The organism is Streptomyces sp. NPDC047028, assembly GCF_040644095.1.
In the GTDB taxonomy this organism is placed as follows: Bacteria; Actinomycetota; Actinomycetes; order Streptomycetales; family Streptomycetaceae; genus Streptomyces.
Window position 1 is genome coordinate 76,105 of sequence record NZ_JBEYVS010000029.1, and the last position, 22,121, is coordinate 98,225.

At 72.0% G+C, this 22,121-nt stretch carries 20 protein-coding genes and 1 pseudogene; 9 read left to right on the top strand and 12 right to left on the bottom strand.

What is annotated here, in order from left to right; all coding sequences use genetic code 11:
- Positions 1-20: 20 nt before the first annotated feature.
- The 4 genes from ABZ854_RS24760 to ABZ854_RS24775 all read right to left on the bottom strand — a co-directional run bounded on the left by ABZ854_RS24760 (position 21) and on the right by ABZ854_RS24775 (position 4,086).
- The gene (locus tag ABZ854_RS24760; RefSeq protein WP_361214503.1) at positions 21-1,382 is read right to left on the bottom strand and encodes an MFS transporter; all 1,362 of its coding nucleotides are present in this window, start codon (positions 1,380-1,382) and stop codon (positions 21-23) included.
- Between the two features lie 113 nt (positions 1,383-1,495).
- Positions 1,496-2,599 (bottom strand): acyl-CoA desaturase, encoded by a 1,104-nt coding sequence (locus tag ABZ854_RS24765; RefSeq protein WP_361214505.1) that lies wholly within the window; start codon positions 2,597-2,599, stop codon positions 1,496-1,498.
- A gap of 289 nt (positions 2,600-2,888) precedes the next feature.
- Positions 2,889-3,038, bottom strand: coding sequence for a hypothetical protein (locus ABZ854_RS24770; protein WP_361214507.1), 150 nt, complete (start codon positions 3,036-3,038; stop codon positions 2,889-2,891).
- A gap of 40 nt (positions 3,039-3,078) precedes the next feature.
- On the bottom strand, positions 3,079-4,086 hold the full coding sequence (locus tag ABZ854_RS24775) for a DUF2156 domain-containing protein (RefSeq protein ID WP_361214509.1): 1,008 nt from the start codon (positions 4,084-4,086) through the stop codon (positions 3,079-3,081).
- Between the two features lie 188 nt (positions 4,087-4,274).
- On the opposite strand from ABZ854_RS24775, the pseudogene ABZ854_RS24780 reads away from it, so the two are divergent.
- The 4 genes and pseudogenes from ABZ854_RS24780 to ABZ854_RS24795 all read left to right on the top strand — a co-directional run bounded on the left by ABZ854_RS24780 (position 4,275) and on the right by ABZ854_RS24795 (position 7,274).
- A pseudogene (locus ABZ854_RS24780) lies at positions 4,275-4,369 on the top strand.
- Positions 4,370-4,598: 229 nt separating this feature from the next.
- Entirely contained in the window at positions 4,599-5,396 is a 798-nt protein-coding gene (locus ABZ854_RS24785) for a BTAD domain-containing putative transcriptional regulator (protein ID WP_361214511.1), read from the top strand.
- A 127-nt stretch (positions 5,397-5,523) separates the two neighbouring features.
- Positions 5,524-7,068, top strand: a complete 1,545-nt coding sequence (locus ABZ854_RS24790; protein ID WP_361214513.1) for an acyl-CoA carboxylase subunit beta — start codon at positions 5,524-5,526, stop codon at positions 7,066-7,068.
- Between the two features lie 20 nt (positions 7,069-7,088).
- The gene (locus tag ABZ854_RS24795) at positions 7,089-7,274 is read left to right on the top strand and encodes an acyl-CoA carboxylase epsilon subunit (RefSeq protein WP_361214515.1); all 186 of its coding nucleotides are present in this window, start codon (positions 7,089-7,091) and stop codon (positions 7,272-7,274) included.
- A 61-nt stretch (positions 7,275-7,335) separates the two neighbouring features.
- Here the strand turns inward: ABZ854_RS24795 and ABZ854_RS24800 are convergent, their stop codons facing one another.
- From ABZ854_RS24800 to ABZ854_RS24810, 3 genes are all read right to left on the bottom strand, one after another.
- Positions 7,336-7,776, bottom strand: a complete 441-nt coding sequence (locus tag ABZ854_RS24800) for a DUF6299 family protein (protein ID WP_361214517.1) — start codon at positions 7,774-7,776, stop codon at positions 7,336-7,338.
- Between the two features lie 134 nt (positions 7,777-7,910).
- The gene (locus ABZ854_RS24805; RefSeq protein WP_361214520.1) at positions 7,911-8,309 is read right to left on the bottom strand and encodes a RidA family protein; all 399 of its coding nucleotides are present in this window, start codon (positions 8,307-8,309) and stop codon (positions 7,911-7,913) included.
- Positions 8,306-9,442 (bottom strand): acyl-CoA dehydrogenase family protein, encoded by a 1,137-nt coding sequence (locus ABZ854_RS24810; RefSeq protein ID WP_361214522.1) that lies wholly within the window; start codon positions 9,440-9,442, stop codon positions 8,306-8,308. The genes ABZ854_RS24805 and ABZ854_RS24810 overlap by 4 nt, the downstream gene beginning before the upstream one ends.
- Positions 9,443-9,605: 163 nt before the next feature.
- On the opposite strand from ABZ854_RS24810, the gene ABZ854_RS24815 reads away from it, so the two are divergent.
- The gene (locus ABZ854_RS24815) at positions 9,606-11,198 is read left to right on the top strand and encodes an AMP-binding protein (protein ID WP_361214523.1); all 1,593 of its coding nucleotides are present in this window, start codon (positions 9,606-9,608) and stop codon (positions 11,196-11,198) included.
- Between the two features lie 15 nt (positions 11,199-11,213).
- Entirely contained in the window at positions 11,214-12,047 is an 834-nt protein-coding gene (locus ABZ854_RS24820) for a PaaX family transcriptional regulator C-terminal domain-containing protein (protein ID WP_361214525.1), read from the top strand.
- On the opposite strand, the gene ABZ854_RS24825 is transcribed toward ABZ854_RS24820, so the two are convergent.
- Both ABZ854_RS24825 and ABZ854_RS24830 read right to left on the bottom strand, forming a co-directional pair.
- Positions 12,033-14,369, bottom strand: coding sequence for a bifunctional salicylyl-CoA 5-hydroxylase/oxidoreductase (locus ABZ854_RS24825; RefSeq protein ID WP_361214527.1), 2,337 nt, complete (start codon positions 14,367-14,369; stop codon positions 12,033-12,035). The two genes, ABZ854_RS24820 and ABZ854_RS24825, sit on opposite strands and share 15 nt — an antisense overlap.
- Before the next feature lie 58 nt (positions 14,370-14,427).
- The gene (locus ABZ854_RS24830) at positions 14,428-15,255 is read right to left on the bottom strand and encodes an enoyl-CoA hydratase family protein (RefSeq protein WP_361214529.1); all 828 of its coding nucleotides are present in this window, start codon (positions 15,253-15,255) and stop codon (positions 14,428-14,430) included.
- 332 nt (positions 15,256-15,587) lie between these two features.
- On the opposite strand from ABZ854_RS24830, the gene ABZ854_RS24835 reads away from it, so the two are divergent.
- A complete protein-coding gene (locus tag ABZ854_RS24835) occupies positions 15,588-16,040 on the top strand; it encodes an ATP-binding protein (RefSeq protein WP_361214530.1) in 453 nt (150 codons plus the stop codon).
- On the opposite strand, the gene ABZ854_RS24840 is transcribed toward ABZ854_RS24835, so the two are convergent.
- The 3 genes from ABZ854_RS24840 to ABZ854_RS24850 form a co-directional block, all read right to left on the bottom strand.
- Complete coding sequence (locus tag ABZ854_RS24840; RefSeq protein ID WP_361214532.1) at positions 16,000-17,448, bottom strand: amino acid permease; 1,449 nt, start codon at positions 17,446-17,448, stop codon at positions 16,000-16,002. The genes ABZ854_RS24835 and ABZ854_RS24840 overlap by 41 nt on opposite strands.
- A 130-nt stretch (positions 17,449-17,578) precedes the next feature.
- Entirely contained in the window at positions 17,579-18,595 is a 1,017-nt protein-coding gene (argF, locus tag ABZ854_RS24845) for an ornithine carbamoyltransferase (protein ID WP_361214534.1), read from the bottom strand.
- 99 nt (positions 18,596-18,694) lie between these two features.
- Positions 18,695-19,918 carry an arginine deiminase gene (locus ABZ854_RS24850; protein ID WP_361214536.1) on the bottom strand — a complete coding sequence of 408 codons (1,224 nt, stop codon included), beginning with the start codon at positions 19,916-19,918 and terminating at the stop codon, positions 18,695-18,697.
- A gap of 129 nt (positions 19,919-20,047) precedes the next feature.
- On the opposite strand from ABZ854_RS24850, the gene ABZ854_RS24855 reads away from it, so the two are divergent.
- Positions 20,048-21,163 (top strand): SPFH domain-containing protein, encoded by a 1,116-nt coding sequence (locus ABZ854_RS24855; protein ID WP_361214538.1) that lies wholly within the window; start codon positions 20,048-20,050, stop codon positions 21,161-21,163.
- Positions 21,160-22,053 carry a hypothetical protein gene (locus tag ABZ854_RS24860; RefSeq protein ID WP_361214539.1) on the top strand — a complete coding sequence of 298 codons (894 nt, stop codon included), beginning with the start codon at positions 21,160-21,162 and terminating at the stop codon, positions 22,051-22,053. The genes ABZ854_RS24855 and ABZ854_RS24860 overlap by 4 nt, the downstream gene beginning before the upstream one ends.
- Positions 22,054-22,121: the final 68 nt, after the last annotated feature.

The window sequence follows — 22,121 nt, forward strand, 5'->3', positions numbered from 1 at the left end:
CCTCTGATGATCGGTTGGGTTCACTTGACCGGCATGCCGGTGGTGCGCTCGCCCAGGGTCAGCACGGTGACCGCGAGCAGGCCCATGGCGGCGGCGATGACGGCCAACAGGGCGCCCGCGCCGTGCGCGTCCAGGACCGGGATCAGGGCGAACGGCAGGGCGGCGGCGCTGAGTTTGGACAGCGAGTAGGCCGCGCCGGAGGCGGTGGCGCGGATCGCGGTGGGGTACTGCTCGGACAGGTAGACGTGGGAGACGCTGGAGAACACGTTGCTGAACAGGGTGTAGGCGAAGCCGCAGACGACGATCAGGGCGGCCGAGTCCGCGTAGCCGAAACCGAGTCCGGCCAGCAGCATCGCCGTGGCGGACAGCGCCACCAGGGTGCGCCGTTCGACCCGGTCCACGATGGGCAGGGCGAGGGCGGAGCCGACCGGGTAGCCGAGGAAGGACAGCGCGGTGAAGCCGAGGCCGGCGACGATGCCGTAGCCCTTGGCGGCGACGATCTGCGGGGCGAGCGCGCCGAAGCCGTAGTAGCCGACGACCGACAGCACGCAGAACAGCCACAGCACGAGGGTCCGGCGCAGCATGCCCGGGCCGAAGACGTCCCGCAGCCGGGATTCCGGTACCGGCACCTCGGCGGCGGGCCGCTCCAGCGGCAGTCCGCGGCCGGCGGCCTCGGCCTCCATGCGCTCGACCAGCCGCTCCGCCTCCGCGGTCCGGCCGGCGGTGGCCAGCCAGCGGGGCGACTCGATCAGCTGCCGGCGCAGGACCCACACCACGGCCGAGCCGAGGGCGCCGAGCACGAACAGCCAGCGCCAGCCGGCCACGCCCAGCGGGCTGAGCGGCACCAGCCACAGCGCGGCGAAGCCGACCGCGGGCACCCCGCAGAAGGCGAGCGTGTACGCCCAGGAGATGAACCGGCCGCGCTTCCTCGCCGGGAGCACGTCGGCCAGGTAGCAGTCGGACAGGGCCTGTTCGGCACCGATCCCGACACCGGCGAGGAACCGGGCCACGATCAGCCAGGCGGCGTTCGGCGAGACGGCGCCGAGCAGCGAACACACCGAGTAGATACCGAGGTTGATCAGAAAGGCCCGCCGCCGGCCGAACCGGTCGGCGATCCGGCCGAGCGTCAGCGACCCGACGAACTGACCGACGAACGCGGACGCCAGGACCAGCTTGAGCGAGGTCGCCCCGAACGCGAAGTCGCTCTGCAGCACCTTGCCGATGGTGCCGGACAGATTGTTCTCGAAGGTGTCGAAGAACAGCCCCACCCCGATGACCGCGGTCAACCTGCGATGCAACGGCGTGATCGGCATCCGATCCAACCGGGCCCCAACAGACCCGGGAACAGTGACACCGCCAACAGAGGCGGTGATCTGAGACATGGGATGTGACTCCTTAGATGGCAACGCGCCCCAAAGGGGCGCGGGGAACTGCGCGACCAGCCACAACGCACCGGCAGCCGACAACGCACCCCGCACCCCAACGGCGCAAGATCTCAAGCCGCCTCGACAGCCCGACGCCGCCGAATCTGCTCCTCGACATCGCCGCGCCGCACAGGCGCACTCACCTCGTGCAAGAACGAGGCAACCTCGCGGTACGACGCCCAGAAGCCCACCTCGTGGTACGGCACCCCCCGCTCCGCGCAGTACCGCATCGTCAACTCCCGAGCCCGCGGCAGCGACTTCTGCGGCATCGCCGGGAACAGATGGTGCTCGACCTGGTAGTTGAGGCCGCCGTAGAGGAAGTCGACCAGCCGGTTGGGCCGGATGTTGCGGGAGGTGAGGACCTGCCGCTCCAGCCAGTCCAGCGTCTCCTCCTCGCCGTCGCGGATCTGCATCCCCTTGTGGTTGGGGGCGAAGATCATGCCGAAGTAGACGCCGAGGGCCGCGTGCTGGACGAGGACGAAGGCGACCGCGAGGGCCGGGGACAGGAAGGTGAAGACGAGGCCGAGGTAGACGCCGGCGCGCAGCAGGATCAGGAACGTCTCCAGCGCGGGCCGCTTGGTCTTGCCCTGGGCGATGGACAGCACCGCCGTCTTCAGCATCTTGAAGCCCTCCAGCACCAGCAGCACGAAGAACAGCACGCTCTGGTAGCGGACGACGAACTTCTGGGTGCCCTTGCGGGTGGGGTACTGCTTGATGTCGAAGATGGCGGTGCGCCGGCCGATGTCCGGGTCCATGTCCAGGTGGTTGGGGTTGCTGTGGTGCCGGTTGTGGTGGTTGACCCACCAGCCGTAGCTGACCCCGTTGACCAGGTTGGCGTGGATGTAGCCGACCGCGGAGGCGGCCTTCTTGCTGCGGAACATCGCCTTGTGGCCGGCGTCGTGCCACATGAACGCCGACTGGCCGCCGCACAGGCCCATCCACAGGGCGGTCAGCAGCTGCCACCAGGAGTCGCCCAGCTCGAAGAACGCGGCGAACCCGACCAGCAGCAGGACGGTGTTCAGCGCGAGGCGGCCGACGTAGTAGCGGGGGTCGAGGTCGAGGAGGCCCTCGGCCTTGACGCGTTTGAGCAGTTCGGCGAAGGTCGCCGAGGCACCGGGGCGTGTTCCCGCGTCGGCGGCCACGGCACCGGCCTGTTGTATGTGCGGACGCTGCATGCGTTGCTCTCCTTGGGAGAAGTGCCCGGATCGGGCGGCGGCGCCGCTGCCCCGCAGACCTGCGGGCGCCGCGAGTCGACGTCGGCTCCCGTCCGCGGTCACCGTCACGGGCAGGGGACGCCCGGCGGTGCCGGGTCGGGAGCACAGTGCGGGGTCCGCCCGCCGGACCCGGGTGGGGGCGGGAGCACCGTGCGGTGCTCCCGAGCCCGGGCCGCCGGGCGGACGCGTCCAGCGTTCCCTGGGACGCTGATGTGCCACTGATGCCGGTCTGATCCAGCCAGGGGCGCGCTCAGGCCGCGGCCTCGGCGGTCATCCGCTCGTCCAGGGCGCGGACCACCGCGTCGGCGGCCTCGGCCACGGACACGTCGTCGGGGGCGCCGATGACGGCCATGAGCTGCTCGATCATGGCGTGCTGGAGTTCTTCGGTGGACTGGCTCATGTCGGGTTCTCCTGTCGGGTGAGGTGGTGCCGATGGGGGCTCAGAAGGCGTTGCAGGCACGGAAGATGTGGGCGAAGGCGGGCAGCGAGGCCTGCGGGCCGTCGAAGGCGACGTACTCGGGGATGAGCACGTCCGGGGCCCACTTCTGCTTGTACGACAGCTGCGTCTGCGCCGGGTACAGGGCGGCGCCCTCGGCCCACAGGGCGTGCATCAGCCACTGGAACGCGGGGCTGTGGCCGTCGAGTTCATGGCTCGCGTCGAGGCCGGTGAACGGGGTGAAGCCGAAGTGCAGCCAGGCGACGCCCTCGGCGCGGAACACCTCGATGGCGTGCGCGTTGATGGCCTCCATCAGGCCCGGGGAGCCCTCGGGGATGCGCCGGCTGAGGTCGTGCATCCAGCCGGCCCGGCTGCCGTAGACCGGCGAGTACGAGATGTAGGCGACCGGGGCGCCGTCGATGGTGCCGAGGAAGAGCCGGCGGTGGGCCTGGACCGGGCCGCCGATCTGGCCGACGAGGAACTCCAGTTGGTGGGCACCGCCCTTGGAGCCGAGCCACGCCTCGTCGATGGTGGCGATGGCGTCCTGCCACTCGGTGGCGTCGACCTCCTGGATCTGCAGGCCGTTGCGGTGGGCGCGGGAGATCTTGTTGCGCAGCTGCATGAACTTGGTGCCGCGCAGGGTGAAGTCGGCGAGGCTCACCGCCCAGGAGGCGCCGACCTGGTTGACGGTGCAGCCGCCTGCGGCGTACCGCTCGGCGTCGGCGCGCTGGAGCTGGACGCCGACGAGGCTCAGGCCCTCGTCGCGGACGTACTGGCGGAATCCGTCGAGGAGGGTGTCGTAGTCCGGTCCGGCGGCGAAGGGGCCGCCGAACTGCACGGCGTAGCGGCCGGTGCGGCGGTAGACGACGACACCGTCCGCGCCGGGGACGGTGAACGTACTGTTTCCGCTGTTGAGGGCCAGGAACGAACTCGGGTTCTCACTGGCGGTGTGGGTGCGTACGGCGTCGAGAACCGGGTTGCCCTGGACGGTTTCGGTGGTGGTCGCGGTCATTCCCGTTCCCCTTTCGGGAGGGTGTGCATTCAAGAGTTCCGTCGAGGCGAGTACAGCACCGTCAGGACGTCCGGGAAAAGGGCAGTTGGCAATTCATTACCGGCGTCAGAAGCGTGTCAGCATTCCGTCAGCGGGCGCCGCCAATGTGGTGGTTGTGAACGGCACGGAAATCCCGGAGCCGGGATCGGGGAGAGGTGCCCGGAGTGGCTTATCGGGGACCTTGAGCACGCCTCCAGGTCGGGCCCCTATGGGGCCCACGCAGGTTCGAATCCTGCCCTCTCCGCCTACTCGGTCGGGAATTTCGACCGGTCGCCCAGGAACCGCCGGCCGCCCCCCGTCCCGGCGGAGCAAACCGCCCCGGCGGGCCGTCCAGGAGTCGTGGCCCGCCGGGGCGCGGCACGTTCCGGGAAACGTTGTCTTTGTCTTTCCACACGACACCACCCAGACGAACCACCCGAAGAATCGCACCCCAGGAAGAATCACCTCGCCAAGAATTGTCATAAGGGGGAGACATGCTGAGGTTCTCCGTTCTCGGGGCCCTGCAGATACGTACCGCGTCCGGCCCGGCGGAGATTTCCGGCGATCTGCAGCGCACGCTGGTGCAGACGCTGCTGGTCAGTGAGGGTCAGCCGGTGTCCGGGGAGGCCCTGGTCGAGGAGATGTGGGGGGAGAGCGGGCCCGGCCACCAGGCCAACGCCCTGCAGGCCCATGTGAGCCGGTTACGCCGCAGGCTCCGCGAGCTGGAGCCGGACCGGCCGGCGTCCAGGGTGACGATCCACCCGTCCGGCTACCGGCTGGGGGTGGGCGAGGGCGAGTTGGACGCCGCCGAGTTCATCCGTGCGGTACGGCAGGCGGAGTCGTCCGGTCCGCACGACGCGGCGGACACGGCCCGGCTGCTCGGCGGGGCGCTGGCGCTCTGGCGCGGTCCGGTCTTCGGCGGTTTCCCCGGCGGGACCCTGTGCCAGCTGGCGGGCGCCCGCTACGAGGAGTACCGGATGCGGGCGATGGAGCTGCGGTTCGACGCCGAGCTGCGGCTCGGCCACCATTCCTCCGTGCTCGCGGAGTTGAGCGACGCGCACACCAGCCATCCGCTGCGGGAGCGGTTCTGCGAGCAGCTGATGATCGCGCTGTACGGGTCGGGCCGGCAGGCGGACGCGCTGGACGTGTTCCGCCGGATGCGCCGCCATCTCGACGACGAGCTGGGCATCCAGCCCTCCCCCGCGCTGCGCAAGGTGGAGAGCGCGATCCTCTCCCACGACCCGGCCCTGACCGGCGACACCCGTATCCCCTCGCTCCTCCAACCCGCCTGATGACCGGCGGGGTTGACGCGCGTAAGCGGTCCGTCAGCTCTCGGTCAGCCCTCGTTGCCACGATCATCGGGTCCGACGGGCACCCGCCGGTGACAGCGGAACCAGTCCCCTCGCCCCAGGGAGAGACATGAGGCCCCACGTCGCGGAACTGGCCGGAATACGCGAACGCGTGCTCGCCGGCCCCAGTGAGAAGGCGACCGCCGCCCAGAAGGCCAAGGGCAAGCTCACCGTCCGCGAACGGATCGGTCTGCTGCTCGACGAGGGTTCCTTCCGGGAGGTCGAGCCGTTGCGCCGGCACCGGGCGACCGGGTTCGGCCTGGAGGCGAAGAAGCCGTACACCGACGGTGTCGTCACCGGCTGGGGCACGGTCGAGGGCCGTACCGTCTTCGTGTACGCGCACGACTTCCGCATCTTCGGCGGGGCGCTGGGCGAGGCCCACGCCGCCAAGATCCACAAGCTCATGGACATGGCCCTCGCGGCCGGCGCGCCGCTGGTCTCCCTGAACGACGGCGCCGGCGCCCGCATCCAGGAGGGGGTGACCGCGCTCGCCGGGTACGGCGGCATCTTCCGGCGCAACACGGCCGCGTCCGGGGTGATCCCGCAGATCAGCGTGATGCTCGGTCCGTGCGCGGGCGGCGCGGCCTACAGTCCCGCCCTCACCGACTTCGTGTTCATGGTCCGCGAGACCTCGCAGATGTTCATCACCGGCCCGGACGTCGTCAAGGCGGTCACCGGCGAGGAGATCACGCAGAACGGGCTCGGCGGCGCCGACGTGCACGCCGAGACCTCGGGCGTCTGCCACTTCGCGTACGACGACGAGGAGACCTGTCTGGAGGAGGTGCGGTACCTGCTCTCGCTGCTCCCCCGCAACAACCGGGAGAACCCGCCCCCGGTGCCCTGTGACGACCCGGCCGACCGGCGCTGCGAGGCGCTGGCCGATCTGGTGCCGGCGGACGGCAACCGGCCGTACGACATGGTCAAGGTCATCGAGGAGATCGTCGACGACGGCGAGTACCTGGAGGTGCACCAGCGCTGGGCGCGGAACGTCATCTGCGCGCTGGCCCGGCTCGACGGACAGGTCGTCGGGATCGTCGCCAACCAGCCGCAGACGCTGGCCGGGGTGCTGGACATCGAGGCCAGCGAGAAGGCCGCGCGGTTCGTGCAGATGTGCGACGCGTTCAGCATCCCGCTGGTCACGCTGCTCGACGTGCCCGGGTTCCTGCCGGGCGTCGGCCAGGAGCACGGCGGCATCATCCGGCACGGCGCGAAGCTGCTGTACGCCTACTGCGACGCGACCGTGCCCCGCATCTCGCTGATCCTGCGCAAGGCGTACGGCGGCGCGTACATCGTCATGGACTCCCAGTCGATCGGCGCCGACCTGACCTACGCGTGGCCGACCAACGAGATCGCCGTGATGGGCGCCGAGGGCGCGGCGAACGTCATCTTCCGCCGGCAGATCGCGGAGGCCGACGATCCCGAGGCCAGGCGGGCCGAGCTGGTCAAGGAGTACAAGGCCGAGCTGATGCACCCGTACTACGCGGCCGAGCGCGGTCTGGTCGACGACGTGATCGACCCGGCCGAGACCCGTGCCGTCCTCATCGACGCGCTGGCGATGCTGCGCACGAAGCACGCCGAGCGCCCGGCCCGCAAGCACGGCAATCCCCCGCAGTGACCCATGTGACGGAGGTCCCCATGTCCCTGTCCCTCACCGCCCCGATCCGTGTCGAGAAGGGCGAGGCCACCGAGGAGGAGCTGGCCGCCCTGGCGGTGCTGCTCCTCAGCCGCACCGCGATGGCCGGACCCGAGCCGTCCACCCCGGGCACCACGTCCTGGCGTCCGCGCGGCTTCCACGCCCCGCACAGCTGGCAGCGGGCCTGACCGACGCGGCGCAGGACGCGGAGCGGCCCGGCACCCGGAGGGTGTGCCGGGCCGCGCGGGTTCACTTGCCGGCGAGGGTGACGTCCTGCTCCTCGACCGCGTGGAACACCGGCAGCGGCACGAGTCCCGCCGGGCGCATCTCCAGGATGGTGGCCTCCACGTGGGCGGCGCCCGCCTTGAGGTCGTCGGCGGAGACCACGCTGGAGTTCTGCCACTTGTGCTTGGCGCCGTCGCAGGTGGCGCTGGTGCCGCCGATGCCGTACCTGATGCGGGGGTCGCTCTGGCTGACCGCGGAGCTGATGTACACCGGCCCGCTGCTGTCGGTGCACCGGTAGGTGCCGGACAGGATGACGGTGCCGTCGGCGCCGATCCGGCCGGTGTGGTCGACGGTCACGCTCTCCTTCTCCTTCGGGGCCTTCGGGCCTGCGATCGCCGGTGCGGTGGCCGCGCCGCAGAGCAGCGCGGCGCCGAGGGCCGTGACGAGGGCGGGGCGTACGGGCATGGGGTGCCTCCCGGAATCCTGACAGTGGGGGCCTCCACTGGTACCGGGTGGGCGGGCAGACGGGCGTGACCGTCACCCCATCGGTGGCGCGTCACGCGCGGCCGGCGGCCCCCGCCCGATCCTGGCCGCGCGCGCTACGGCAGGACGGCGAAGCCGTCGAGTTCCACCAGCGCCGTGTCGTCCCACAGGCGTACGACCTGCACGACGGCCATCGCCGGATAGTCACGGCCCGCCAACGTGCGCCACAGGCGGCCGAGTTCGGGCGCGTGCGCGCGGTAGTCGGCGATGTCGGTGGCGTAGACGGTGACGCGGGCGAGGTCGCCGGGGGTGCCGCCGGCCGCTCTGAGGGCGGTGAGGAGGTTGGTGAGCGCCTTCTCGAACTGCTCGGGGAGCGTCCCGCCGGTGATCTTGCCGTCGGTGTCGAGGGCGGTCTGCCCGGCGAGGAACACCACACGGGTGCCGGCCGCGACGACGGCGTGCGAGAAGCCGGTGGGCGGGGACAGGTCGGGCGGGTTGACGCGCTCGGTCGTCACCGGGCTGCTCCTTCACGGGTGGTGGCGTACAACTCCTTGGCGATGATGCCGCGTTGGACCTCGCTCGCGCCCTCGTAGATCCGCGGGGCGCGCACCTCGCGGTAGAGGTGTTCGAGGAGGTGGCCGTGCTGGAGGGCGCGGGCGCCGTGCAGTTGGACGGCGGCGTCGACGACGTACTGCGCGGTCTCGGTGGCGAGCAGCTTCGCCATCGCGGCACGCTTGGGGACGTCGGCCGCGCCCTCGTCGTGGGCGGTGGCGGCCGCGTAGACCATGAGGCGGGCGGCCTCGGTGCGCAGGGCCATCTCGGCGACCTGGTGGGAGACCGTCTGGAGCCGGCTGAGGGGGCCGCCGAAGGCCTCGCGGGCGCGGGTGTGGGCGAGGGTCGCGTCGAGGGCGGCCTGGGCCATGCCGACCGCGAAGGCGCCGACGCTGGGCCGGAAGAGGTTGAGGGTGCCCATGGCGACGGCGAAGCCCCGGTCGGCCTCGCCGAGCAGGTCGTCCCGTGTGACGGGGACGCCGTCGAAGTCGAGGGCGCCGATCGGGTGCGGGGAGATCATCTCCAGCGCGCTGCCGGTGAGGCCGGGCCGGTCGGCGGGGACGAGGAAGGCGGTCACGCCCCGGGCCCCGGCGTCCGGGGTGGTGCGGGCGAAGACGGTGTAGAAGTCGGCCTCGGGGGCGTTGGAGATCCACCGTTTGGCGCCGGTGAGCCGCCAGCCGCCGGTGCCGTCGGGCTCCGCGGCGAGGGCCAGGGCCGCCGCGTCCGATCCGGCGTCCGGCTCGCTCAGCGCGAACGCGGCCACCGCGCTGCCGTCGGCCACCCGGGGCAGCCAGTGCTCGCGCTGGGCGGGGCTGCCCTGGGCGTGCACCGGATGGGCGCCCAGGCCCTGGAGGGCGAGGGCGGTCTCGGCCTCGGTGCAGGCCTGGGCGAGGGACTCCCGCATCAGGCACAGCTCCAGCGCGCCGGAGCTGAACAGGCGGGCGAGCAGGCCGAGCCGGCCGAGTTCGGCGAGGAGCGGCCGGTTGACGCGGCCCGGTTCCCCCTTGTCGGCGAGCGGGGCCAGCCGGTCGGCGGCCAGGGCGCGCAGCTCGGCACACCAGGCGGCCTGCTCCGGTTCGAGTGAGAATGCGGGCACGGCCGGTCCTCCCTCCGAGGCGGACCCGGCGGTCCCCTCACCGCAACCTTATCGCGCACCGTTGACTGCCGTCACGAACACGATACGCTCGATGCGCGAGCCCGCCAGAGCCCGTCGTCAGGACGCCCGTTTCTACGCCGTAACGGCAAGGGGGCGAACCGCCATGCACGTCTCGGCCCACGTCGACACCTTCGCGCGCGACCATCTGCCCCCGCCGGAGGAATGGCCCCGGCTGCTCTTCGAGCTGCCGGAGCTGCACTACCCCGAGCGGCTGAACTGCGCCGCCGAACTCCTCGACGGCGGCGATCCGGACCGCCCGGTGTTCCGCACCGCGTCCGGGCCGGCCTGGACGTACGGCGAACTGCGCGCCCGGGTGGACCGTATCGCCCACGTCCTGACCGGCGATCTCGGCGTGGTCCCGGGCAACCGGGTCCTGCTGCGCGGCCCCACCAGCCCGTGGCTCGCCGCCTGCTGGCTGGCGGTGCTGAAGGCGGGCGCGGTCGCGGTCACCGTGCTGGACCGGCAGCGCCCGCACGAGCTGGCCACGATGTGCGAGATCGCCCGGGTCCGGCACGCGCTGTGCGACATCCGGGCCGTCGACGACCTGGTGAAGGCCGAGGTGCCGGGTCTCGTCCTGACGACGTACGGCGGTGACGCGCCGGACGACCTGCTGCGCCGCCCCGCACCCGGCACCCCGTTCCCGGCCGTCGCCACCGCCGCCGACGACGTGGCCCTGATCGCGTTCACCTCCGGCACGACGGGCCGCCCGAAGGGGTGCATGCACTTCCACCGGGACGTCCTCGCGATCGCCGACACCTTCTCCCGGCACGTCCTGCGCCCGCGCGCGGACGACGTCTTCGCCGGCAGCCCCCCGCTCGGCTTCACCTTCGGCCTCGGCGGACTGGTCGTCTTCCCGATGCGGGCCGGCGCGAGCGCCCTGCTGCTGGAGCAGTCCGGCCCCAGGCAACTGCTGCCCGCCGTCGCCGAGCACCGGGTGTCGGTGCTGTTCACCGCGCCGACCGCCTACCGCGCGATGCTCGACGAGCTGGACGGGTACGACACCTCGTCCCTGCGGCGCTGCGTCTCGGCCGGCGAGAACCTGCCCGCCGCCACCTGGCACGCCTGGCGGGAGCGCACCGGACTGCGCGTCATCAACGGCATCGGCGCCACCGAACTGCTGCACATCTTCGTCTCCGCCGCCGACGACGACATCAGACCCGGAGCGACCGGCGTGCCCGTGCCGGGCTGGCAGGCCCGCGTCCAGGACGCGCACGGCGCACCCGTGCCCGACGGCGAGCCGGGCCTGCTGGCCGTCCGCGGCCCGGTCGGCTGCCGCTACCTCGCCGACCCCCGCCAGCGGGCGTACGTTCGCGACGGCTGGAACATCACCGGCGACACCTACGTGCGTGACGGAGACGGCTACTTCCACTACGTGGCCCGCGCCGACGACATGATCATCTCTTCCGGGTACAACATCGCCGGACCGGAGGTCGAGGACGCGCTCATGCGCCACCCGGACGTGGTCGAGACGGCCGTCGTCGGCCGCCCCGACGAGGCCCGCGGCCAGATCGTCGTCGCCTACACGGTCCTCCGGGACGGCGCGCCGCGGGACACCGAGGCGTTGCGTGCCTTCCTCAAGGCCGAGCTGGCCCCGTACAAGTGCCCGCGCGAGTTCGTCTTCCTTGACGCCCTCCCCCGCACGGCGACCGGCAAGCTGCAGCGGTTCCGGCTGCGGACCGCGGGTGATCAGCAGTGACCCCGACGACCTAAAATGATCAGCGTGACCGACCAGCACGCCCCCAGGTCCCTCATCGTCACGCTCTACGGCGCGTACGGCCGCTTCATGCCCGGCCCGGTACCCGTCGCCGAGCTGATCCGGCTGCTGGCCGCGGTCGGCGTGGACGCGCCCTCCGTGCGCTCCTCGGTGTCCCGGCTCAAACGGCGCGGCCTGCTGCGGCCCGCCCGCACCGCCGGGGGCGCGGCGGGTTACGAACTCCCCGCCGAGGCCCGCCAGTTGCTCCAGGACGGCGACCGCCGCATCTACGCCACCGCGCCCGTGGCGGACGAGGGCTGGGTGCTCGCGGTGTTCTCCGTCCCCGAGTCGGAGCGGCAGAAGCGGCACGTGCTGCGCTCCCGGCTGTCCGGCCTGGGCTTCGGCACGGCGGCCCCCGGGGTGTGGATCGCCCCGGCCCGCCTGTACGAGGAGACCCGACACACGTTGCGCCGGCTGGGCCTGGACCCGTACGTCGACTTCTTCCGCGGCGACCACCTGGGCTTCGCGCCCACCCCCGAGGCGGTCACCCGCTGGTGGGACCTGGCCGCGATCGCCAAGGAGCACGAACGCTTCCTGGACGCGCACGCGCCGGTCCTGCACACCTGGCGGCAGCGCCCGGACACCCCGCCCGAGGAGGCCTACCGGGACTATCTCCTGGCCCTCGACTCCTGGCGCCACCTGCCCTACGCCGACCCCGGGCTCCCGGCCGGCCTCCTCCCGGCAGACTGGCCGGGCACCCGCTCGGCAGCGGTGTTCCACGAACTGCACGAGCGGCTGCGGGCGGCCGGGGCGGAGTTCGTCGGGCCGCCGGGAGCCTCACAGGTCCAGTGAGAGGCGGGGCTTGGGGGCGTCGGTGCGGCCCGTCTGCGGACGGCGGCTGCCCGCCCGGTAGGGCACCGGCCAGACGACCCCGGGGCCGTCGTAGCCCTGTTCGGCGGCGGCGTGCAGGGTCCAGTTCGGGTCGTACAGGTGCGGCCTGGCCAGCGCGCACAGGTCGGTCCGCCCGGCCAGGATCAGGGAGTTGACGTCGTCCCAGGAGGAGATCGCGCCGACGGCGATCACCGGGACGCCCGCCTCCTGCCGGATCCGGTCGGCGAACGGCGTCTGGTACGACCGCCCGAACTCCGGGCGCTCCTCCGCCACCACCTGCCCGGTGGACACGTCGATCGCGTCGGCGCCGTGCGCGGCGAAGGCGCGGGCGATCTCCACGGCGTCCTCGGCGCCGGTACCGCCCTCGGCCCAGTCGGTGGCGGAGATCCGTACCGTCATGGGCCGTTCGGCGGGCCACACCTCGCGTACGGCGTCGAAGACTTCGAGCGGGAACCGCAGCCGCTTCTCCAGGGAGCCGCCGTAGGCGTCGGTACGCCGGTTGGTCAGCGGGGAGAGGAAGCCGGAGAGCAGGTAGCCGTGCGCGCAGTGCAGTTCGAGCAGGTCGAAGCCGGCCCGCGCGGCGCGCCCGGCGGCCGACGCGAACTGCTCGCGAAGGTCCGTCAGTTGGGCGCGGGTCAGTTCGCGCGGGGTCTGACTGCCCGCCTTGTACGGCAGCGGGGAGGCGGCCACCAGCGGCCAGTTGCCCTCGGGCAGCGGTTCATCCATGCCCTCCCACATGAGCCTCGTCGATCCCTTGCGGCCGGAGTGCCCGAGCTGCACCCCGATCGCCGTGCCCGGCGCCTGCGTGTGCACGAAGTCGGTGATCCGCCGCCAGGCCTCGCCCTGCCGGCCGGTGTAGAGGCCGGTGCAGCCGGGGGTGATCCGGCCCTCCTCGCTCACGCACACCATCTCGGTCATCACCAGAGCGGCGCCGCCCAGGGCGCGGGCGCCGAGGTGGACGAGGTGGAAGTCGCCGGGCATGCCGTCGGTCGCGGAGTACATGTCCATCGGGGAGACGACGACCCGGTTGCGCAGGGTCAGGCCGCGCAGCCGGAACGGGGTGAACATCGGGGGCGTGCCCGGCGGACAGCCGAACTCGCGCTCCACGGCCCCGGTGAAGCGGGCGTCACGCAGGCGGAGGTTGTCGTGGGTGACCCGGCGGCTGCGGGTGAGCAGGTTGAACGCGAACTGGCGGGCCGGCTGGTCGAGATACAGGCTGAGGTTCTCGAACCACTCCAGGCTCGCGCGGGCGGCCCGCTGGGTGGAGGCGACGACGGGTTTGCGCTCCGCTTCGTAGGCCTTGAGTGCGTCCGCTGTGCTCGGTTGTTCCTCCAGGCAGGCGGCGAGCGCGAGGGCGTCCTCGACGGCGAGTTTGGTACCGGAGCCGATGGAGAAGTGCGCGGTGTGCGCGGCGTCGCCGAGGAGGACGACGTTGCCGTGCGACCAGTGCTCGTTGACCACCGTACGGAACGTGGTCCAGGCGGAGTTGTTGGAACGCAGGGGGCGGCCGCGGAGCGCCTCGGCGAAGATCTTGGCGCAGTGGTCGATGGACTGCTGGGCGCTCAGCTCGTCGAATCCCGCCGCCCGCCAGACTTCTTCGCGCATCTCGACGATCACGGTGGAGGCGTCGGGCGCATAGGGGTAGGCGTGGAGCTGCATCACGCCGTGCTCGGTCTCGGCGATCTCGAAGCGGAAGGCGTCGAAGGCGAAGTCGGTGGCCAGCCAGATGTAGCGGCAGCGGTGTTCGGTGACGTGGGGGCGGAAGACGTCGGCGTAGGTCTCGCGGGTGGCGCTGCGGACGCCGTCGGCCGCGACGACGAGGTCGTGGGTGGCCGCGAGGTCGCCTGGCGGCGGCGCTTCGGTGGAGAAGTTCAGGTGGACGCCGAGTGCTTGGCAGCGGGCGTGCAGGATCTGGAGGAGACGGCGTCTGCCGAGGGCGGCGAAGCCGTGTCCTCCGGAGGTTTGGCGGGTGTCCCGGTGGATCATGTCGATGTCGTCCCAGCGGGTGAAGTGCTGTTGTAGGGCCGTGTACACCTGCGGGTCGGCGTGTTCGATGCCGCCCAGGGTTTCGTCGGAGAGGACGACTCCGAAGCCGAAGGTTCTGTCCGGGGGGTTGCGTTCCCACACGGTGATGTCTCTGGCCGGGTTGAGGCGTTTCAGCAGCGCGGCGGTGTAGAGGCCGCCGGGGCCTCCGCCGAGGATCGCTATGCGTGGGGGGTGGTTGGGCGTCGTTTGCGGGTGCGGGTTCGTTGTGGCTTGTCGCGCCCCGCGGCGGAGCCGCATATCGACACTGCCCCGCGCCCCTGGGGTGGGTTGGTCCGAGGTCGGGATCAAGATCAGGTCACCTCCCCTGCCACTTTGGCGGGCGCTTTTCTGTGAAGGAGGCGTGGAACTCCTTGTAGTCCTCGCCTGTCATCAGGAGGGCCTGGGTGGAGGCGTCCAGTTCGATGGAGGCGGCCAGGGGCATGTCGAGTTCGGAGGTGAGGAGGGCCTTGGTCTGGGCGTGGGCCAGGGCGGGGCCGTCGGCGAGGCGGCGGGCCAGGGTCGAGGCGGCCTCGTCGGCACGGCCCTCCTCGGTCAGTTCGCTGATCAGGCCGATGCGCTCGGCCTCGGGGGCGCGGACCTGGTCGCCGAGCATGAGGAGGCGGGTGGCGTGGCCCAGGCCGACGACGCGGGGCAGCAGGTAGGCGGCCCCCATGTCGCCGCCGGAGAGGCCGACGCGGGTGAAGAGGAAGGCGAAGCGGGTGCTCGGGTCGGCGACGCGGAAGTCGGAAGCGAGGGCGAGGACGGCACCGGCGCCGGCCGCGACGCCATGGAGAGCGGCGATCACCGGGAAAGGACACTCGCGGACCGCCCGGACGACCTGGCCGGTCATCCGGTTGAAGTCGAGCAGCTGCGCGGTGTCCATGGACAGGGTGGCGCCGATGATCTCGTCGACGTCGCCGCCCGAGCAGAAGCCGCGGCCCTCGCCGGCCAGCACCAGGGCGCGCACGGACCGCTCGCGGGACAGTTCGGCGAGAAGATCGCGCAGGTCGGCGTAGGCGCCGAAGGTGAGGGCGTTGAGCTTGTCGGGGCGGGCGAGGGTGACGGTGGCGACGCCGTCGTCGAGCTTGACCCGCAGGTGCTCCCACTCGGGGGTGCGGGCGGCGGAGCCGGTGAAGGGACTCATGACGTGCGGCCTCCCGGGCGGCGGTGCGTCACGTGCAGGGGGGTGGTGCCTCACGGTGCTCTACCCATGAAGTTATCACTTGTTCGTGACTGTCGTCAGGATAGCGCGACAAGCAAGCCTCGCGTGGAGTGTCCGGTGCGGCCGGTTCCGGTCACGGGCGTCACTGATCGTCGACAGCGCCGTAACAGTGGGGCCGGGCGGGCGAGGCGGGGCGTTCACGCGGGTAAGCCGCCCGGTACCGGGGCCGGAGGGCCTCGGTACGGTGCCCGGGCGACGGACTGTGCGGGCGGGCCCGTACCATTTCCACAGTCGAAAGCAGGACAGCCTGCTCCATGAACGGACTCGCCTTGCACGAACGCCCCGCCGAACCGGCCTCCTGGCGCATCGCGCTGCCGCACACCACCGCGGCCGTGCCGACGGCGCGTGCCCTGGTGCGGACGGCCCTCTCGGAGGGTGAGCACGCGGCCGACAGCGACACGGCGGAGCTGCTGACGGCGGAACTGGTGGCCAACGCGGTGGAGCACACCGCCGGGCGCGGCCCGATAGAGCTGGTGGTGGAGCTGCGGTCGAGCGGCTGCCAGGTCGAGGTGCACGACCCGGACCCGGCGCCGCCCGGCCATCTCACACGCCCGGTGATCGAGGAGCCGGACGTGTGGGCGGAGGGCGGGCGCGGTCTGCTGCTGATCCGCGCCCTCAGCTCCTCGTGCGGACACCGCCCCACCCCGCGGGGCAAGGCGGTGTGGTTCACACTGCCTGCGGTTCCCGCTCAGCGGCGTCCGCTGTGACCTCGGGGTCCGGCGTCCGGGCCAGCGTGGAGTGCCGGCGCCCGTAGGCGGCGTAGACGAGCAGGCCGGCCGCGAGGAAGCCCGCGAACTGGAGCCAGGTCCGCCAGCCGGTCTCGTACATCAGGTACAGGCAGAAGCCGACGCCGAGCAGCGGCACGACCGGGTACAGCGGTACCCGGAAGCTGCGGGCGAGGCCCGGCTCCCGTCGGCGCAGCGCGAGCACCGCGATGTTGACCACGGCCATGATGGCGAGCGTGCCGATGGTGCACAGGTTCATCACGGCGTCCAGGGAGGCGAAGGCCGCCGGGAGCGCGAAGACGACCGCGACGATCAGCGTGCCGGCCACCGGGGTGGAGGTCCTCGGGTTCACCTTCTCGAAGACGCGCGGGATCAGTCCGTCGCGGGACATCGACATCAGGATGCGCGTCTGGCCGTACATCACGGCGAGGACGACGGAGGCGATGGCGACGACCGCGCCGAAGGCGATGACACCGCCGCCGACCGCGGAGCCGGTGACCTCGTTCACGACGTAGGACAGGGCGGCGGGGCGGCCCGCGACCTGATCGCCGCCGACGGCGCCGATCGCGGCGAGTGCGACCGCGCAGTACAGCAGGGTCACGATGCCCATGCAGACCATGATCGCGACCGGGATGTCCCGGCGGGGGTTCTTCGCCTCCTCACCGGCGGTGGTGATGGCGTCGAAGCCGATGTAGGAGAAGAACGCGGCCGTGGTGCCCGCGCCGATGCCGCCGAGGCCGGCCGGGGAGAACGGGGTGAGGTTGCCGTCCTTGAAGGCGCTGTAGCCGATGGCGCAGAAGACCAGCAGGATGACGAGCTTGACCGCGGCCATGGCGGCGGTCGCCCGGGCGCTCTCGCGCACGCCGCGCACCAGCAGGAGAGCGCCCATGGCGATGACGATCACGGCGGGCAGGTTGAGGATCCCGCCGTCGCCGGGGCCGGCGGACAGGGCCGCCGGGAGCTGCCATCCGGTCAGGCTGTGCAGGAGTTCGTTGACGTACTGGCTCCAGCCGACCGCGACGGCCGAGATGGAGACGCCGTACTCCAGCAGCAGGCACCAGCCGACCAGGAAGGCGGTGGACTCGCCGAGACCGGCGTAGGCGAAGGAGTACGAGGACCCGGAGACCGGGATCGCGCCGCCCAGCTCGGCGAAGGAGAAGGCGGTGAACACGCAGGTGATCGCGGCGAGCACGAAGGAGACGACCACGGCGGGGCCGGCCTGGGCGACGGAGTCGGAGAGGCCGACGAAGATGCCGGTGCCGACGATGGCGCCGACGCCGAAGCAGATGAGCTGGAAGAGGCCCATCGTGCGCTTCAGGCCGTGGCCCTCGCGGTCGGCGCCGGACTCGGCGATGAGCGCGCCGGGGGACTTGATGCGGGGAGCGGGCATGCGGGTGGTGCTCGTTTCTGGTGGTGCGGGCGACCGTGGTGGGGTCGCGGGCGGCGGCCGGAAGGGGTGGTACCGGGCCGCCGGTCAGGATACGTGCCGATGGGGGCTGCGAACGTCTCGCCGGTGGGGGCTACGCGGGGCGGGCCAGGGTGGCGACCAGGACCGCCTTGATGGTGTGCAGCCGGTTCTCGGCCTCGTCGAAGACGACGGAGTGCGCCGACTCGAAGACCTCGTCGGTGACCTCCAGGGAGTCCAGCCCGTGACGGGCGTGGATCTCGCGGCCGACCTTGGTGCCGAGGTCGTGGAAGGCCGGCAGGCAGTGCAGGAACTTCACGTCCGGGTTGCCGGTGGCCCGCAGGACGTCCATGGTCACGGCGTACGGCGCGAGGGCGGCGATGCGCTCGTCCCAGACCTCCTTGGGCTCGCCCATGGAGACCCAGACGTCGGTGGCGACGAAGTCGGCGCCGCGGACGCCGTCGGTGACGTCCTCGGTGAGCGTGATCGTGGCGCCGCTGCCCTCGGCCAGCTCGCGGGCGCGGGTCACGATCTCCTCGGCGGGCCAGTACTCCTTGGGCGCGACGATCCGTACGTCCATGCCGAGCAGGGCGCCGGTGACCAGGTAGGAGTTGCCCATGTTGAAGCGGGCGTCACCGAGGTAGGCGAAGGCGATGTCCGTCAGCGGCTTGGCGCTGTGCTCGGTCATGGTGAGCACGTCGGCGAGCATCTGGGTGGGGTGCCAGTCGTCGGTGAGCCCGTTGTAGACGGGCACGCCCGCGTGCGCGGCCAGTTCCTCGACACCGGCCTGGCTGTCGCCCCGGTACTCGATGGCGTCGAACATCCGGCCGAGGACGCGACCGGTGTCCTTCACGGACTCCTTGTGCCCGATCTGCGACCCTGAGGGGTCCAGGCAGGTCGTGGAGGCACCCTGGTCGGCGGCGGCGACCTCGAACGCACAGCGGGTGCGCGTCGAGGTCTTCTCGAAGATCAGGGCGATGTTCCGGCCGCGCAGGTACTGGGTCTCGCTCCCCGTCTTCTTGGCGGCCTTCAGCTCCGCGGCCAGCTCGACCAGGCCGCGGAACTCCTCCTCGGTGAAGTCCAGCTCCTTGAGGAAGTGGCGGCCGGCGAGGGCGGTCGGGACTGTCGCCATGGGGGCGCTCCAGAGGTACGGGTAGCACGGACTCTGGAATTCTATACGATGTTCAGCATTTATATACAGCCTGTCGTGGTGTCCGCGGAGTCGGCCGTCTCACACCGCCTCACGCTCGACGGGGCAGCTCATGCAGCGCGGGCCACCCCTCCCCCGGCCCAGTTCGCTGCCCGGGATCTCGATCACCTCGATGCCCTGCTTGCGCAGGTGCGTGTTGGTGGTGGAGTTGCGTTCGTAGGCGACCACGACACCCGGCTCTACCGCGAGGACGTTGCAGCCGTCGTCCCACTGCTCCCGCTCGGCCGCGTGCACGTCCTGCGTGGCGGTCAGGACGCGGATCTCGCCGAGGCCCAGGGCGGCGGCGATCGCGCGGTGCATGTGCTCCGGGGGATGGTCGGTGACCTTCAGCTCCCGGTCGCCGACCCCCGGCTCGATCGTGTACGAGCGGAGCATGCCGAGGCCGGCGTACTGGGTGAAGGTGTCGCCGTCCACCATGGTCATCACGGTGTCCAGGTGCATGAACGCCCGCCGCTTGGGCATGTCGAGCGCCACGATCGTCCGCGCCGAGCCGGACGCGAACAGCTTGTACGCCAGCATCTCCACGGCCTGCGGGGTGGTGCGCTCGCTCATGCCGATGAGGACGGCGCCGTTACCGATCACCAGGACGTCGCCGCCCTCGATGGTCGACGGGTAGTCGGCCTGCCCCCGGGACCAGACATGGAACGTCTCCTCACGGAACAGCGGGTGGTGCCGGTAGATGGCCTCGAAGTGCACGGTCTCGCGCTGCCGGGCCGGCATGCGCATCGCGTTGATCGAGACGCCGTCGTAGATCCACGCCGAGGTGTCGCGGGTGAAGAGGTGGTTGGGCAGCGGGCGCAGCAGGAAGTCGTCCAGGTCCATGACGTGGAACCGGACGGAGGCCGGTTCGGCGTGCGCGTCCAGGAACTCCCGCTTGGTCATGCCGCCGACCAGGGCCTCGGCCAGCTCGCGCGGGTCGAACCCGTCGAAGGCGGCGCGCAGGTGGTCGGTGGCGAGCGGGCCGTACTCCTTCTCGTCGAAGACCCGGTCCAGGACGAGCGCGCGGGCCTCCGGGATCGCCAGGGTCTCGTGGAGCAGGTCGCCGAAGAGATGGACGGCGACGCCCCGGTCCCGCAGGACGTCGGCGAACCCGTCGTGCTCGGCGCGCGCCCGGCGCACCCAGAGCACGTCGTCGAACAGCAGCGCGTCCTTGTTGCTGGGGGTGAGCCTTTTGAGCTCCAGGTCGGGCCGGTGGAGTATCACCCGGCGCAACCGCCCGGCCTCGGAGTCGACGTGGTATGCCATGCCTCCATCCTGGCCGCCCGGACGCGCGTTCACTCTCTCCTCGCGCGTTTCCGCCGTCACCTGTTTTCGTCCTGTTGACGAGAAGTGGCGCGAGCACTTATCGTCTCAGTGACGAAAAGCGAGGTTCCCATGGCCGACATCACCCGGCGCCTGGGCTGGCGCCACCTGCGGGGCGCGCCCACGGCACACATCCGCCACCACCGCTCCGGCACGCTGGTCCACGACGGCCCCGGGCTCAGCTTCTGGTTCCGCCCGCTGACCGCCGCCCTCTCCGAGGTGCCGGTCGACGACCGGGAACTGGCGATGACCTTCCACGCCCGCACCGCCGACTTCCAGGACGTGTCGGTGCAGGCCACGGTCACCTACCGGATCGCCGATCCGGCCGTCGCCGCCGCCCGCCTGGACTTCTCCGTCGACCCGGACACGGGCGGCTGGCGCGGCACCCCGCTGGAGCAGCTCGGCACCCTGCTCACCGAGACGGCCCAGCAGCACGCGCTGGACGTCCTGGCCCGTACGCCCCTGTCGGCGGCCCTGGCCGACGGCGTCACCGTGGTCCGCGAACGGGTCGCCGCGGGGCTGGGCACGGAACCGCGGCTGCCCGCCACCGGCATTGAGGTCGTCGCCGTCCGGGTCATGGCGCTGCGGCCGGAACCCGAGGTGGAGCGGGCGCTGCGCACCCCGGCCCGCGAGCAGATCCAGCAGGAGGCCGACCGGGCGACCTACGAGCGGCGCGCGGTGGCCGTCGAGCGGGAGCGGACCATCGCCGAGAACGAACTGGCCAGCCGCATCGAACTCGCCCGCCGCGAGGAACACCTGGTCGAGCAGCGGGGCACCAACGCCCGCCGCGAGGCCGAGGAACAGGCGGCGGCCGACGCGGTACGCGCGGAGGCGGAGGCGGCCCGGTCGGTGACACTCGCCGAGGCGGAGGCGGCACGGTCCGTGAAGCTCGCCGAGGCGGAGGCCGCGCGGTCCCGGAAGCTGGCCGAGGCGGAGGCCGAGCGCGCCGTGCGGGTCTCGCGGGCCGAGGCCGAGGGGGCGCGTGAAGTGGGAGCGGCGCGGGCCGAGGCGCAGGCCGCCTGGTTGCGGGTGCACGCCGACGCCGGGATCGACGGCGCCGCGACGCTGCACGCGTCCACCGCCACACGGCTGGCGGAGAACCTCCCACGCATCGACAGCGTGACCGTCTCACCGGACGTGCTGACGGGGCTGCTCACCCGGCTCGGTGCCACCGGAGCAGCGCAATGACCCTCGCGCCGCGCGCCGTGCTGGTCCGGCGCACCACGGAGTACGAGGAACTGGTGGCCCGGCACGGCACGCACGGGCAGGCCGCCTTCTTCCTCGCCTCCCGGGGCCGCGACATCGAGGAGGTCGCCGACCGCCACCGCCGGACCCGCCGGGCCCTGGCCGAGGTGACCTCCGCGGTGCCGCCCGCCTGGCGGCAGGCCCGGGTGGAACGGGCCGACCTGGACCGCTTCCTGTTCGCCCCGGAGGACGTCGTCGTGGTCGTCGGCCAGGACGGGCTGGTCGCCAACACCGCCAAGTACCTCACCGGCCAGCCGGTGATCGGCATCGACACCGATCCCGGCCGCAACCCCGGCGTGCTGGTACGGCACCGCCCGCGCGACGCGGCTGCCCTGCTGGCGGCGCTGCCCGGCACCGCCGTGGACGAACTCACCATGGTCGAGGCCGTCGCCGACGACACCCAGCGGCTGGTCGCCCTCAACGAAATCTACCTGGGCATGCCCGGCCACCAGACCGCCCGCTACCGCCTGGGCCTCGACGAGTCCGGGGGTGCCGTCGAGGCCCAGGCCTCCTCCGGGGTGCTGGTGGGCACGGGCACGGGTGCGACCGGGTGGCTGCGGTCGGTGTGGCAGGAGCGGGGCGGAGCGCTCGCGCTGCCGTCGCCCACGGAGGAGAGGTTGGTGTGGTTCGTCCGGGAGGCGTGGCCGTCGCCGGCGACGGGCACCTCCCTGGTCTCCGGTGAGCTGTCCGCCGGCACCGGGCTGACGGTGACGGTGGAGTCGGATCGGCTCGTTGCCTTCGGCGATGGGGTCGAGAGTGATGCGATTCAGCTCCGCTGGGGGCAGACGGTTCGAGTGGGAGTTTCTTCCGAGTGTCTGAGGCTGGTCGGGTAGTGGGGACACTGCGGGCCGGTGGGGGCTGGTCGCGCAGTTCCCCGCGCCCCTTTGGGGCGCGTCCACGC